Source organism: Pseudomonas sp. NFACC43, from assembly GCF_900119645.1.
Classification (GTDB): Bacteria; Pseudomonadota; Gammaproteobacteria; order Pseudomonadales; family Pseudomonadaceae; genus Aquipseudomonas.
Window position 1 is genome coordinate 185,549 of record NZ_FPKK01000008.1, and the last position, 13,611, is coordinate 199,159.

Annotated in this window: 16 protein-coding genes; 7 read left to right on the top strand and 9 right to left on the bottom strand. The window is 61.0% G+C overall.

Annotated elements, in window-relative coordinates:
* Positions 1-76 precede the first annotated feature (76 nt).
* On the top strand, positions 77-991 hold the full coding sequence (locus BT179_RS15845) for an alpha/beta fold hydrolase (RefSeq protein ID WP_371264398.1): 915 nt from the start codon (positions 77-79) through the stop codon (positions 989-991).
* 10 nt (positions 992-1,001) lie between these two features.
* Here the strand turns inward: BT179_RS15845 and BT179_RS15850 are convergent, their stop codons facing one another.
* Together BT179_RS15850 and BT179_RS15855 are read right to left on the bottom strand one after the other, a co-directional pair.
* A complete protein-coding gene (locus BT179_RS15850) occupies positions 1,002-2,297 on the bottom strand; it encodes an OprD family porin (protein WP_072431218.1) in 1,296 nt (431 codons plus the stop codon).
* 225 nt (positions 2,298-2,522) lie between these two features.
* Positions 2,523-3,014, bottom strand: coding sequence for a DUF1543 domain-containing protein (locus tag BT179_RS15855; RefSeq protein ID WP_072431219.1), 492 nt, complete (start codon positions 3,012-3,014; stop codon positions 2,523-2,525).
* Positions 3,015-3,163: 149 nt separating this feature from the next.
* Between BT179_RS15855 and BT179_RS15860 the strand changes: the two genes are divergently transcribed.
* The 3 genes from BT179_RS15860 to BT179_RS15870 are packed head-to-tail and all read left to right on the top strand — an operon-like array spanning position 3,164 to position 4,544.
* Positions 3,164-3,694 carry a chalcone isomerase family protein gene (locus BT179_RS15860; protein WP_072398362.1) on the top strand — a complete coding sequence of 177 codons (531 nt, stop codon included), beginning with the start codon at positions 3,164-3,166 and terminating at the stop codon, positions 3,692-3,694.
* A gap of 11 nt (positions 3,695-3,705) precedes the next feature.
* Positions 3,706-4,242 carry a DUF3833 domain-containing protein gene (locus BT179_RS15865; RefSeq protein WP_072398361.1) on the top strand — a complete coding sequence of 179 codons (537 nt, stop codon included), beginning with the start codon at positions 3,706-3,708 and terminating at the stop codon, positions 4,240-4,242.
* Positions 4,239-4,544, top strand: a complete 306-nt coding sequence (locus BT179_RS15870) for a DUF6482 family protein (RefSeq protein ID WP_072398360.1) — start codon at positions 4,239-4,241, stop codon at positions 4,542-4,544. Before BT179_RS15865 ends, BT179_RS15870 begins: the two co-directional genes overlap by 4 nt.
* Positions 4,545-4,561: 17 nt before the next feature.
* Here the strand turns inward: BT179_RS15870 and BT179_RS15875 are convergent, their stop codons facing one another.
* The 7 genes from BT179_RS15875 to BT179_RS15905 all read right to left on the bottom strand — a co-directional run bounded on the left by BT179_RS15875 (position 4,562) and on the right by BT179_RS15905 (position 10,070).
* On the bottom strand, positions 4,562-5,050 hold the full coding sequence (locus BT179_RS15875; protein WP_072398408.1) for a DUF2878 domain-containing protein: 489 nt from the start codon (positions 5,048-5,050) through the stop codon (positions 4,562-4,564).
* Positions 5,050-6,312 carry an SAM-dependent methyltransferase gene (locus BT179_RS15880; RefSeq protein WP_072431220.1) on the bottom strand — a complete coding sequence of 421 codons (1,263 nt, stop codon included), beginning with the start codon at positions 6,310-6,312 and terminating at the stop codon, positions 5,050-5,052. Before BT179_RS15880 ends, BT179_RS15875 begins: the two co-directional genes overlap by 1 nt.
* Entirely contained in the window at positions 6,287-7,096 is an 810-nt protein-coding gene (locus tag BT179_RS15885) for a DUF1365 domain-containing protein (protein ID WP_072431221.1), read from the bottom strand. The genes BT179_RS15880 and BT179_RS15885 overlap by 26 nt, the downstream gene beginning before the upstream one ends.
* Complete coding sequence (locus tag BT179_RS15890) at positions 7,093-8,340, bottom strand: NAD(P)/FAD-dependent oxidoreductase (protein WP_072431222.1); 1,248 nt, start codon at positions 8,338-8,340, stop codon at positions 7,093-7,095. Before BT179_RS15890 ends, BT179_RS15885 begins: the two co-directional genes overlap by 4 nt.
* Before the next feature lie 6 nt (positions 8,341-8,346).
* Positions 8,347-9,099: an SDR family NAD(P)-dependent oxidoreductase gene (locus tag BT179_RS15895; RefSeq protein ID WP_072398356.1), complete on the bottom strand. Its 753-nt coding sequence runs from the start codon at positions 9,097-9,099 to the stop codon at positions 8,347-8,349.
* The gene (locus tag BT179_RS15900) at positions 9,096-9,518 is read right to left on the bottom strand and encodes a nuclear transport factor 2 family protein (RefSeq protein ID WP_072431223.1); all 423 of its coding nucleotides are present in this window, start codon (positions 9,516-9,518) and stop codon (positions 9,096-9,098) included. The genes BT179_RS15895 and BT179_RS15900 overlap by 4 nt, the downstream gene beginning before the upstream one ends.
* Before the next feature lie 105 nt (positions 9,519-9,623).
* Positions 9,624-10,070 (bottom strand): PAS domain S-box protein, encoded by a 447-nt coding sequence (locus BT179_RS15905; protein ID WP_072431224.1) that lies wholly within the window; start codon positions 10,068-10,070, stop codon positions 9,624-9,626.
* 128 nt (positions 10,071-10,198) lie between these two features.
* On the opposite strand from BT179_RS15905, the gene BT179_RS15910 reads away from it, so the two are divergent.
* From BT179_RS15910 to BT179_RS15920, 3 genes are all read left to right on the top strand, one after another.
* A complete protein-coding gene (locus BT179_RS15910; RefSeq protein WP_072431225.1) occupies positions 10,199-11,086 on the top strand; it encodes a MerR family transcriptional regulator in 888 nt (295 codons plus the stop codon).
* A gap of 227 nt (positions 11,087-11,313) precedes the next feature.
* Positions 11,314-12,402: a hypothetical protein gene (locus BT179_RS15915; RefSeq protein WP_072431226.1), complete on the top strand. Its 1,089-nt coding sequence runs from the start codon at positions 11,314-11,316 to the stop codon at positions 12,400-12,402.
* Positions 12,403-12,616: 214 nt separating this feature from the next.
* Complete coding sequence (locus BT179_RS15920) at positions 12,617-13,504, top strand: DMT family transporter (protein WP_072398351.1); 888 nt, start codon at positions 12,617-12,619, stop codon at positions 13,502-13,504.
* The last annotated feature ends 107 nt before the right edge of the window (positions 13,505-13,611 follow it).

Below are 13,611 nucleotides of genomic sequence, written 5' to 3' on the forward strand. Positions count from 1 at the left end.
GATAGCATTGCGGCTTGACTGTGACACTAATGTCAGGGTCCAGGATGTGCTCTTTCAATACTGGAGGAGCTTGAACATGATGTCGTTCAAATGCTTCAACCACGGGCGCAGCTGGCTGGCTGGCCTGCTGCTGATGGGCGCGTCCTGGCTGGCACAGGCCGCCGTGCAACCGTATACCGTGACGGCGCCTGACGGTGTGTCCATCGCGGTGCAAGAGGCGGGGGACCCGAACGGTCAGCCCATCATCTTCATTCATGGCTTGCTGGGCAGTCATCTGAGCTGGGAAAAACAAGTCGAGAGCCCTGAGCTTCAGCGTTATCGCCTGATCACCTACGACCTGCGTGGGCATGGGCGTTCCGGCCAACCCGGGGAGGGCGATGCCTACAGCGACGGAAGACGTTGGGCCGATGACCTGGCGGCGGTGATCGCAGGATCAGGCGCCCGACGCCCCGTCTTGGTGGGATGGTCCCTGGGGGCTGCCGTAGCGACCAACTACCTGGCCGCCTATGGCGACGAGAAGATCGCCGGCGCCGTTTACGTCGGCGGCGTCATTGAGCTCAAGCCTGATCAGATCGTTGCGCACCCCTCTGTGTACAGCGGCATGACGTCGCCTGATCTCAAGACCCACCTCGATGCCGAGCGTGAGTTCGTCGCGCTGTGTTTCGCCACACGGCCTGATGCCGATACTTTCCAGCGTTTGTTGGCCAATGCGGCCATGGCTTCCGAAAACATGCAGAAAGCCGTGCATGGCATGTCGCTGGACGCCCCCAAGGGCCTGGGTGCGATGCACAAGCCGTTGCTCTTGATTTATGGGGCGCGTGACGCCCTGGTACAGGCCGAACCGTCTTTCAATCGTGCCAAGGCGTTGAACCCCAGCATCCTCGGCAAGTTCTACCCGAGTTCGGGGCATTCTCCCTTTCTGGAAGAGGCGGGGCGGTTCAATCGTGACCTGTCCGCGTTCGTTGACGCTGCGATGCGCGCTCGGCGATGAAGCCGGCCGCTCACAGCTTCAACGGGTATTCGATCACGATGTAAATCCGGTCGATGTCATCCCCGCCCTGAGCGCTGTTGGCCCGATGGGACACGTGGGATACCTGCATGGACAAATCCTTGGCCGGCCCGGAGGGCACGATGTAGTGCAGGTCTATATCCCGTTCCCAGTGGCGTCCGCCATCCCCTTGTTGCGGGACGAACTGGCCGGTGTCCGGGTCGAGTGGGTTATACGCTCCACCTTGGGGGGCATGGGTGCCGTCGATACCGCGGCCGGTGACGTAGCGGGTCATGAATTTCAACCCCGGGACGCCGAATGCGCCCAGGTCAAGGTCGTAGCGGGCCTGCCACGAACGTTCGCCGGCACCGTTGAAGTCAGCGTATTTGATGGAATTGGCGAGGTAGATCGAGTCGCCGCCCACAAAGTCGAATGGCGTGTCGCCCTGGATCTTCTGATAGGCCAGCGTGAATCCCTGGGCGCCAAGGGTGTATTTGCCAGACAGGCTGTACGCAGTGTTATCGATCCTGCCGGACGTAGCGTTGCCGTAATCCCGGGTGTGGTAGACGTTGCTGTCCAGGAAGAACCCGGATCGCTTCAGATGTGCATTGGCGTAGTACTGACGCCAGGTGTCGGTCAGCTCGGAAGCGTACAGGGCGCCGCCCAGGGGCTGGTCTTCGAAAAATTGGGTACCGAGAAAACTGATGCTGCCTGGGTCAGTGCTTGACCCGTAGCCCGTGAAGTCCCCTTCGCTGGTGGAGGCGTCCTGATTCTTGAACGCGGTGAACCGCCCGGCCTGCAAGTGCACATCGTCGAACTCCCGACTGTCGAGCAGAAACCCTGTGGCATATTCCGGTTGCAGGCGTTTGTCGGCGGTGTCGAACACCGGGGTTTGCACGGTCATTTCACCGTAGGCCAGGGTGGTTCTGGACGAGCGCAGTTTCAACGCGCCACCGGCACTGGAGTATTCGCGCTCACTGCGGCCTTGCGAATCCAGCGGCAGCAATCCCGTTCCGGAATGCCCTCGGCCGCCATCCAGTTTCAATCCGAGAAAACCATGGGCATCGACACCGAACCCGACAGTGCCGGAGGTAAAACCGGAGGAAAACGAGGCGATGAAACCTTGGGCCCACTCCTGTTTGTAGTTTTTGTTCGCCGGGGAGGGGGATCGGTAGTCGTTCTGCAGGAAGAAATTTCGGCTCAGCACGCCGAAGGTCGAGCCGGCCATGACATCCTGCACCGAAGACTCGGCAGCCAGGGCCGTGGTGCTGGAGCCGATCAGCACCATGGATAACCAGAGTCTGTGCATGGGTTGTGGCCACCGTTGCGTGCAAGCTTCATTGCTGCAAAGGCGCCGGGTTTTCACCGCGTGATTTGTCGTGTGCATGCTACAACCGGTTCGGTGGCTTCAAAGGGGGCGTCGGGCCATGTATGCGGGCGTGGGAAAGGCTCGCGCAGAGGGCTTGATTATTGGCTGCGGGGCTCTGGCGAGTGAGTTAAACGTTGTTAATTTCAAGCGGAACGCGTCGGGGCCTCAGATCAGGATGTAATCGCTGCGTTGGCCAATCCCCTTATGAGCGCCTGGAACCAGATGCACGTAACGGCCATTTACCAGGTCGACCGGCAAGCAATCGTCCACCTCGAGTACCGCGTCGGTGTGTGACTTGAGCCACCCGGCCGGCATGCGTTGCCTGCCCAGTTGTCTGGCCTGGGCCTTGTTCTGCGCCACCACCAGCAGGTAACGATGTGCCTCGCCAAACACACCGGGTTCGTAGCCCCCAAGGTTGATGAAAAACAGCCTCGGATCGTCGGGCCCCGGGGCCAATTGGCCGAGTTCGACACGGTAGGAGTCGATGCCGTCGACCTCCAGCCACGAGTCGATGTGCAGGCCCTTGGGGCTGCCGAACCAGGCGTCGCGCAGTTGCGGATACGCCTGTTGCAGTGAGTCCGCCTGGGCGAACAGCACATCATGTACTTCAATGCTCGCCCTTGGATGACGGCCACCGAGCATGACGATGTACAGCATGGATAACTCCTTCGGGACGCGTAAGGCGCGACATTCTGCGGATGATGGGGCGTTTATTCAAAGTCGTGAAAAACCTATACATGGTTTGAAATTATCTGTACAAGAAACTAGTCTTGTACAAGTATTTCTCTCGCCCTGATAGGTGCCTCATGGCAAATCCGGCTCGTTGGGCCTGCCTCTGCTTGCTGTTGACGGTGATGTCGTCGGCGGCAGCGGACTGGCGCACGACATTGCCCACGGCGCAACGGCTGGGAGGCGGTGATTTCACCTGGTTTGGCCTGCGCCTCTATACCGCACGGTTGTGGACTGTCGGTCTTGTACATGACTGGAACCAGCCTTTCGCCCTGGAACTGCTTTACCACCGATCCATGTCCCGGGACACGCTGGTGCAGGCCAGCCTCGAGGAGATGCGCCGCCTGGGTTCCGGTAGCGTGCTCCCGCAAGACATCACGACCTGGACTGAAGCCATGGAAGCGGCGTTCGTGGATGTGCGCCCCGGCATGCGGATCACGGGACTGTATCTGCCAGGAGAGGGCTGCCGCTTCTATGTCGACGGCAAGCTCAGTCGGGAAATTGCCGACCCGGTTTTCGCCCGGGCGTTCTTTTCCATCTGGCTGGATCCCCAGGCCCGAGACCCACAACTGCGTCAACGCCTGCTTGGCCTGGCTGACAACGACTGAGGAACATGAACATGTACAAAGCGCTTGTGCTGGTAGCCTGCCTGTTTCTGGGCAGTTGCGGCAATGTCGGGGTCGAGCATTACGCCGGGGAGCAGCCACGTCTGGACCTGGCGGCTTTCTTTTCTCGACCGGTGCAGGCCTGGGGCATGTTCCAGAAGCGCTCCGGGGAGGTGGTCAAGCGCTTTCATGTGCGTATCGACAGCCGTCGGGAAGGCGAGCAGCTGATCCTCGACGAACATTTCCTCTACAGCGACGGCACGCGTCAGCAACGCACCTGGACGCTGGTGCCGGATGGCCCGGGCCGGTGGAGCGGCACGGCGGGGGATGTGATTGGCCAGGCCCGCGGCGAAGTAGCCGGCAATGCCCTGCGTTGGCGTTACCGATTGGACCTGCCGGTGGACGGAGAACACTGGCAGGTGGATCTGGATGACTGGATGTACCTGATGGATGAGGACACCCTGATCAATCGCTCGAGCATGAGCAAACTGGGCGTGGAGATCGGTCAGATCACCTTGTTCTTCCGCCGCCTGCCGGAGGGCACACCATGAACCTGAACAATCTCGCCGAGCGAGTCACTGCCGGGGAAGTCCAAGAGCTTGAACTGCTGTCGCTGGAAGGAGGTTTCTACATCCTGCGGGCCCTTACTGGCACGGGGCCGATCACCCTGAGCGATGCGCAGGGGCAACCCCTTCGATTGCGCTCCACCACCGAGCTGCGCCAGTTACTGGCGGACATGCCTGCGGTGCCGTGCATGCTGGTGCAGCAAGTGGTGCATGACGAGATGTGCGGCCTGCGTGATGGCCCCGTTGCACCGCTGCGGGTACCGGTGTCGCTGACGACCCAGTGGTAACCGGTGGATGCTGGGGCTCAGCGCCACGCCGCGATGCGCACCAGCAGCATAAAGACCAATGCCCACACCACGGATAACAGCAGCGCTGTTTCCACGGTTCCCAGGGGCAGGCCCACATTCGCCAGCCTGGCGCCGCCCAGATACGCCAATGGCCCCCCAAGGGCACCCAGCAGTGCGCCGCGCCAGATGGGCCGGCCTGCCCAGGCCAGGCTGTGACGCAAGCCGCTGGCCAGCACCAGCCACAGCAACCCCAGCCACAAGGGCAGCGGCCTGGCGTCGAAGCTGAACACACCCAGTGCCCCCAGCACGCTGTCGAGCACGCAGCCGGCCAGTGCGACGCGCAACAGTGCCTTGGCCTCGGCAGCCAAGTCCGGGCAAAGCCACAGGTGCACTGCCAGGCCAAGGGGTACCAATAGCAACAGCCAGGGGCGCTGCGCGCCCAGGACGCAGATCCACCAGCCGGCCTGCAGCCAAAGGGCGTTGCCGATCAGCCAGTATCCGGGCATCAGGCTGGCCCGGACATTGGCGCGCGCCGTGCCTGGGGCGCCGCCCACAACAGTTGTGCCACACCGATGGCACGCTCCTCGAAGCCGCCCTGGCAATAACACAGGTAGAACTCCCACAGGCGCTGGAATGTATCGTCGTAGCCCAGCGTGGTCAGCTCGGCACGGGCATGACGCAGGTTATCGCGCCAATGTTCCAGGGTGCGGGCGTAGTCCAGGCCGAAGTCCTCCAGGTGCACGAGGTTGAGCGGGGTGTGCCGGCTGGCGGTGTCCAGCATCACGCTCAGCGAGGGCAGGGCGCCGCCAGGGAAAATGTAGCGCTGGATGAAATCCACCGAGCGCCTTGCCTGGGCGTAGCGCTGGTCGCGGATGGTGATGGCTTGCAACAGCATGAGTCCATCGGGCTTGAGCAGTGCCGCACACTGGCGGAAATACACCGGCAGATAGCGGTGCCCGACAGCCTCGATCATTTCGATCGAGACGAGTTTATCGAAGGTTCCTTCAAGGTCACGATAATCTTCACGCAGCACCGTCACCCGCGCCTCCAACCCCAACGCCTGAACACGCTGCAGGGTATGAGCGTACTGCGCCTCGGAAAGCGTCGTGGTGGTGACCCGGCAGCCATGGCGGGTGGCGGCGTGGATCGCCAGGCTGCCCCAACCACACCCGATTTCCAGCAGATGATCGCCGGGGTGTAATTCGAGTTTCTGGCAGATGCGCTCCAGTTTGTTCAACTGGGCCTGTTCCAGGGGCTGCCCGGGGTGTTCGAACTGGGCGGCCGAATACATCATGGTCGGATCCAGCAGCCGTTCGAACAGGGCGTTGCCCAGGTCGTAGTGGGCCAGGATATTGCGTCGTGAACCGCGCTTGCTGTTGCGGTTCAACCGGTGCAGCAAGCGCAGGGCCGGACGGCCGAAGCGTGCCAGGCCACCTTCCAGGGCATCGAGCACGTCCAGGTTGGCGACGAACAGGCGAGTCACCCGTGCCAGGTCCGGGCTGCGCCAGTAGCCATGGATGTAGGCCTCGCCGGCACCGATCGAGCCATTGCCGGCGATCATGCTCCAGGCGGTGTCATCCAGGACCTCCACTTCGGCCTGCAAAGCGCTGTCGGCATCGCCAAAATTCCACTGCTGTCCGTGGCTGAGCAGGCGCAGATGACCGTGGCGCAGTTTGCCCAGTTGGGCGAGCACAGCGGTTCGCGCGAGGCCGCCGAGCAGAGGCGCCAGGCCTGCGGACTTGCTAACGCTCAGGGTAGGATTCGACATGATCGGGATTCTCGCAAGGTTGGCCGAGCGCCAGGTTGCCCCGGCGGGTCGTGTGGTCATGGATAGGGGTACGTTTGAACAACAGGCGCAGGGCTTGCCAGTAGATGGCCGAGACGGTGCGCAGGCTCATCCAGGGGAAGGCCAGGATGTATCGATGCAGTGCCTTTCGCTCCAGCGGTTGGCGGTGCAAGGCGAGGTCGGCCTCGAAGACCTTGTCGGCGCCTTGCCAGTTCTCCATGTGGATGCGGACGCGCTCCTCGTCCAGGACGAATCGCAGGCGATACTCCATGTCCAACGGCATGAACGGCGACACATGGAAAGCCTTGGCCATGGCGAATGACTTCGCATGAGCGTCTTGCACCGGCAGTACATAGTGAAAACGTTCATGCCAGGGGGTGTTGCGCACTTCCAGCAGGATCGCCGTCAGATGCCCGTCCCGGTCATGGCAAAAATAGAAACTCACCGGGTTGAACGACAGCCCCCAGCAACGCAGTTGGGTGAGCAAGCGGACCGGGCCCTCAGGCATCTGTCCCGTGGCCTGACCGACCAGCAGGCGGGCAGCCTGGGCCAGCGATTCACCCTGGCGGGTCAGCGCCGGCAGGTAGTCGGTCTCGCGCCAGCTCAGGGGCGCCAGGCGCCGACGCCCCAGCCACCGAGACAGGCCCAGCAGCCAGGTTTGCTCGTCCAGGTCCAGGTAAAACATGCCGGTCCGGTAGCGAAAAGCATGGCGTCGCGGCGACAGGCGCCGATGGCTGATCCAGCCCAGGCAAAGGCTGCTGTTCACAATGATTCTCCGAAGTGCTCAGCCACCTTCAGAGCACTGACCACACTGTCTTCGTGAAAACCGTTGCCCCAGTAGGCGCCACAGTAATAAGTGAACTGCTGGCCCTGCAGCTCCGCCTGGCGCGCCTGTGCGGCGGAGGCCGCCAGGCTGTACTGCGGATGGGCGTACTGGAAGCGGGCGATGATTTTCGCTGGATCCACGAGCGCCGTCTGGTTGAGGCTCACGCAGAAGGTCTCCGGCGCCTGGAGGCCTTGCAGGATGTTCATGTTGTAGGTCACTGCGGCCGGAGCCTGCTCGGTGCCGCCGAGGCGGTAGTTCCAGCTGGCCCAGGCCCGGCTTCGGCTTGGCAGCAGGCGGGTATCGGTGTGCAGCACGACATCGTTGTCGGCATAGCCGATGGCGCCCAGCACGGCTCGTTCTTGCAGGCTGGGCGCTTCCAGCAGCGCCAGGGCCTGGTCGCTATGGCAGGCGAACACCACGTTGTCGAAGCGTTCGGTGCCGGCGGCGCTGACAAGAGTGACGCCTCCTTCGTCACGGCTGACGCGCAGGACTTTGCAACCGAGGCGGATCCGTTCGGCAAACGGCCGGCACAGCGGGGCTACATAGCTACGCGATCCGCCCTGGATAACCCGCCATTGCGGACGATCATTCACCGACAGCAAGCCGTGGTTGCGACAGAAACGCACGAAGAACTGCAAGGGGAAGCCGAGCATGTCAGCCCGAGACATGGACCAGATGGCCGACCCCATCGGCACGATGTAATGGTCGATGAAGCGGTGCCCGTATCCTTGGGCCTGCAGGTACGCACCCAGGGTGGTGTCGGTATCGATACGCTGACTGTCCAGGTCGGCCAGGGCCTGGCGGTTGAAGCGCAGGATATCGCGCAGCATCCTCCAGAACCCCGGGGATACGAGATTGCGCCGTTGGGCGAACAGGGTGTTCAGGTCGTGGCCGTTGTATTCCAGGCCTGTGAGCGGATCATGGACAGAGAAGCTCATCTCGGTCGGCTGTGAGGTCACCTCGAGCTGATCGAGCAAGCGGATGAAGTTCGGATAGGTCCAGTCGTTGAATACGATGAAGCCGGTATCTATGGCATAGGGCTGGCCACGCCAGATTACATCGACGGTATGGGTGTGGCCGCCGATCCATTCGGCGGCCTCGAACACCGTCACCTCGTGTTTGCGTGACAGCAAGTGGGCACAGGTCAGGCCCGCGATGCCACTGCCAATAATCGCTATGCGCATTGATCGTTATTCCTGTTCATGACGGGCCAGGCGTTGACCGAGAGCCAGACGCAGGCGCGCGGGCAGCGCCCCGAGCAGGCGCAGCACCAGGGTGAAAATGCCGGGGAAATTGATCTCCAACGGGCGTCTGGGCAGACGCCGGGCGATGTGTGTGGCGGCACGCTGCGCCGACCACAGCTGGGGCATGGGGAAGTCGTTGCGACGCGTCAGCGGCGTGTCGACGAAGCCGGGGCTGACCAGGGTGACGTCGATGCCCTCGCGGGCCAGGTCGATGCGCTGTGACTCCACCAGATAGCGCACCGCGGCCTTGGAGGCCCCATAGGCACCGGCCCGGGGCAAGGCCAGCCAGGTCACGGAGCTGCCCATCACCACCAGGTGGGGGCGTTGGCCGGCGCGAAGCAAGGGGAGGGCCGCCGCCAGACAGTAGCTGACGCCCAGCAGATTGGTGCGCAACACACGCTCGACCACGGCCGGGTCGAACTGGCCCGGCTCCAGGTACTCGCAGGTGCCAGCGTTGAGGACCGCCATGTCCAGCGCCCCCCAGGCCTGCTCGATCCGGGCGGCGATTCCGGCAACCTGCTGCGGGTCGTCCAGATCGCCGATGGCCAGCAATACCTGCCCCGGAAAGCGTTCAGCCAAAGGAGCAAGGCGATCGGCGCAGCGACCACCCAGTGCGACCTGATGACCTTGCTCCAGCAGGCTTTGCGCCAGGGCGGCACCGATACCGCTGCTGGCGCCGGTCAGCCAACAGCGGCTCATGCCAGCCTGCCTTTGAGCCAGCGGATTGCGCCGCCCATGACGGGAATGTGTTCGTAAAGCAGGGCGCCAGCGTCGAAATAATCCTGGTGGAAGTGGACACGGTCATGCCACTGCAAGTGACTGCATCCCTGCAAGGTGATCTGTTGTCCATGGGCCAGGCGTGGATGGCGGAACTGCAGGGTCCAGCGCAGGTAACCCTGCCCGGGCTGCACTTCGTCCGTGCCGCTGATGAGGTAGCGGATATCCTCTGCGTTGGCGTACAACTGGGCGAAATAGGCCCGCAGGTCCTGCAATCCGCGAATATGGTGCAGGGGGTCGCAGAAGACGACATCTTCACTGTACAGCTTTTCCAGCGTGTCGAGGTTATCCCCATCGAGGCTGGCGAAGCGCTCGGCGAATTGCTGCAGATAGGCTGACATGGGTGGCTCCGGGCAATCTTGTACAAGAAAGAATATCTGTACAAGTATTGCTGAAGCCTAAGGCTAAATCTGTACAAGTCAATGGCTTTGTACAGTTATTTTGAGTCAGCGTTTGACTGCGTCCAGTTGGCGGCGCAATTCAGCGACTTCTGCCTCCAGTTCGCGGACCTTCTCTTCGGCCGATATCTGCGCGGTGACGTCACGCTGGATGCCGATGTAATAGGTCAACTGATCCGCCTCATTGTGCACGGGCGTGATGGACAGTTCGTTCCAGAACAGGCTGCCATCCTTGCGGTAGTTACGCAGCACCTGGCGGCAGGGCCGGCGTTCGCGAATCGCCTGGCGGATGGTCGCGATGCCCGCCTGGTCATGATCCTGGCCCTGGAGAAAACGGCAATCCTGATAGAGGATGTCGTCGGCGCTATAACCGGTGAGGCGCTCGAAGGCAGGGTTGGTGTAGATGAGGATGCTCTCGTGGCCCTCCTGCTCGGCGACGACGATGCCATCGTTGGAGTGCTCGACCATCAATTGCAGGAGTTTGGCGTCGATCATGGGGGTCACCTACAGGATTATGCGGCGCTATGCGAAGCGCCGAGGCGGTTCGCTACATGATGACCTACGCAGGCTCGCCGCAAAAGGTATCTATGGGTTTAGAATGTGCCACCCTTCGGAAAACCACTATGACTCAAACCCCTTCACCCGATCTGCTGCCCATGCGGGATGTGGTCAGCCTGACCGGCATCAATCCGGTGACGCTGCGTGCCTGGGAGCGGCGCCATGGGCTGATTCGCCCGCAACGCACCGACGGTGGGCATCGGCTGTACACGCCCGACGATGTCCAACGGATACGCGATATCCTGCGCTGGACTTCCGATGGCCTGCCCATCAGCAAGGTCGGCGAAATGCTCCAGGGCGAACGCGATGAGCCCCCTCGGCAACTCAATGCCATCCAGGATTGGCGCGCCGCCGTATTACGCGCCACGAAGGCATTCGATATCCAAGCGCTGGAAGAGACTTATCAGCAACTGTTCACGCTCCTGCCCAGGGCAACGGCATTGCGTGAAGTGTTGATGCCGGCCTGGCACGAGCTGTCATCAGGAAGCGCGTTTGGCGAGTGCAGTCAATGGCTGCTGCTCGATACCTTCCTGCGCGCTCGCCTCATGCTGCGCTTGCAGATGAACCAGGTCGAAGCCCCGCGCGTACTGCTGGCGGGCACCGAAGGGCATGCCGAGTTGCAACTGCTGTGCGCCGGTGTGCTGTTGAGCGGCAGGCAACAACGCATCGAAGTGCTCGGCTGTGGGCAACCACTGGAGGAGCTCCCCTTGCTCTGCGCGGCGATCCAGCCTGCTGCGCTGGTCATTGCGGTACAGGCACCAGTGAGCCCGATCCTGGCCAAGCGGCTGCGTTCGTTGCAGATGGAAATCGCCTGTCCACTGGCCCTGACAGGGGCGGGATCGGCGGGTTCGCAGGCTGCCTTGCAAGGTATTCCGCTGTGTCTGTTGAACGAGCAGGACGCCGATGTGGCAGGGGTGCTCAGTGCCTTGATCAAGGGCACCCTGGACCTTTGATTTGCATGGCCTACAGTGGCTCCGCTACGTATAGCCCGCCAGTATTGCTCCTCCTGGCCCGAAAAAAGACCGTAGGCCTGCACGCCTTGCCAGCGGATATCTGGGTGGCGATCACTACGACGCTGGTTCTTGCCATGGAAAAAATGATGGTAAAGTGATGGCGTTGTCTGAGGGTCAATCGAGCTACGCTGGACGTTTTCAAGAGCCAATTCGAGCAAGGAAGCCAAATGAATCAAAATGCATCCGCCACTGATTTCCAGCTACCTGAGCGCATAGGTATCGCAGCTGACCTGTGTTTTTCAGTTTCAGATCATGTTGGCTACCTGGCGGATTGTCTGCTCGTTCATGACGAAGTCGTGATTCCACTCGACGCTGCGGTATTGAACCGACTGGAGGCAGCTTTTGATACGGGCCCCCTCCATCTGCTGATACAGAAAAAACGTATTCGTTTTTGCCCGTCCTACTCGTTAAGTCATGCAAACGGCGTCGAGCCGCAAACGTATGATCGCGATCGATTTTTCGCCAGTGTCCGCGACAGTGACATGCATAAGCATGGCAGTGATCGCGATGCGCTGTTCAAGGACATAGAAGACACGTTCGTTGACCCGATTGGATTCAACTACTCAACCTGGTTGCCAGCCAGGGATGTCATTGAAGATGCCTTCGCTTATTACGCAGGACGTCCAGGTTATGAGTTTCTCTTTCCCAGCGCGCGGTACTATCTGAGTGGTGCAATAACCGGGGTCGCCAGAATGAATGACCTGATGCTGGCCGGGGTCCCATCCATGGAAATGGATCTGGAGTTACCTCAGTTATTGGAATTGTGCTACCCCATCAAACGATTGAAAGGCGCCTCCCCAGAAGCTGACCATTTCGCGGCAAAGGGTGTAATCGAGCAACTTCATAAGGTTCAGAATCTTCCAACGTTTGAAAAGCTCGCTTCAAGTTCACTCAGGCGAGAAGAGGAAATCAAAGACATCGTGGACATCATCTTGAGTGATGAAGCCCACGACCTGAGGTCTTGGCTGGCAAGAAATCTGAAAGCCGATCTTGATGTACGTGCAGCCTATGATTCGGCTGAAAAGCGGCTGCCGTCCAAAAAGTCATGGACGAATTGGGTCAGGTTCGGGATGTCCACCGGCGTCGGTACGGTTGCCGGTTTGTTCCTGGCTGGACCACCAGGTGCCATAGCGGGGGCAGCGATAGGAGCAGCAGATCTGGCCGGAGGTGAAAAAGCAGTCGCTCTTTTTGATGGCTATCACCCTAAATTATGGCTGTCGCACATACAACGAACCGGGCTACTGAAAAAAATCTGATCCCGATCGCATCGGGTGCGTATGCCTTGAGCAAACGCCTCCAGCGATGACAGGCGAAAGTTCATGTTTGCCTGCAAGCAGCGTTCGCGCACCGTAGCCGGACGCTACCGTCCTACCTCAGACGTCCTCGACCAGCCACAGGTCGTTTCTGGAATATCGAGGCGCCCAGCTAAGGGGCAGTGTGCTGATGACCTGCTGACGCCGATGGATTCTCATGAGTGACCCAATGGAACGCATACCCTTGGCGCAGCAGGTGCCTCGCCCGCAGCTGGGGATTGTCCTGTGCCTGCTGTCGATGATGATATTCGCGTTCCAGGACGCGATCACCAAGGTCATGGTGAGGGACCTTCCGGTCACCCAACTGGTGATGGTCAGGTATTGGGCCTTCCTCGCGTTCGCCATCGTCTACAGCCTTTGCAAGGGTGGTTTGCGCGCCGCGTCCAGAACCCGTCACCCTTATCTGCAGGTCATCCGCGCGCTGATCGGCATTGGCGAGATCGCCTTGTTCGGCATCGGCCTGCGTTATCTGGGACTGGCGCAAACCCACGCACTCTTTGCGGTATTCCCGTTGATGACGTTGGCTTTGGCCGGCATTTTCCTGAAGGAATTCGTCGGAATCCGCCGATGGCTGGCGGCAGCGGTAGGCTTTGCCGGCACCCTGGTCATCCTGCGCCCGGGTAGCGGGGTATTCGAGCTGGCGGCGCTTATTCCCCTGATTGCAGCGCTGTGCTTCGCTGTTTTCAACGTCCTGACGCGAAGAATCAGCCAGGGCGACGCCTTCGCCACCAACATGCTCTATATGGGGTTGGTGGGAGCGGCCGCCATCACGCTGGTGGGATTTCCCGGCTGGGTCGCGCCAAATCCGTTGCAATGGGCATTGCTGGGCGTCCTTTCGATCACCGGCGTCGTGGCCCAGCTGCTACTGTTCCAGGCCCTGCGCTATGCGACGGCTTCTACTTTGCAGCCTTTCAATTACACGCTGCTGGTGTTCGCTACGCTCATTGGATTGTTGTTCTTTGGCGAGCTTCCCGATATCTGGACGGTGACAGGAGGCTGCATGGTCATTGCGGCCGGCTTGTACGCGGCGCGGGTCGCGAGGTAAAGCCCAGGCGAGGGGAGAGAGCCTAGAGATGATGGCCTTTTGATTTCAGCTGGATCCGGCTAGAATTCGTGCCCCTCTCAGTGAGCGGCATGTAGAAATTCACGCAA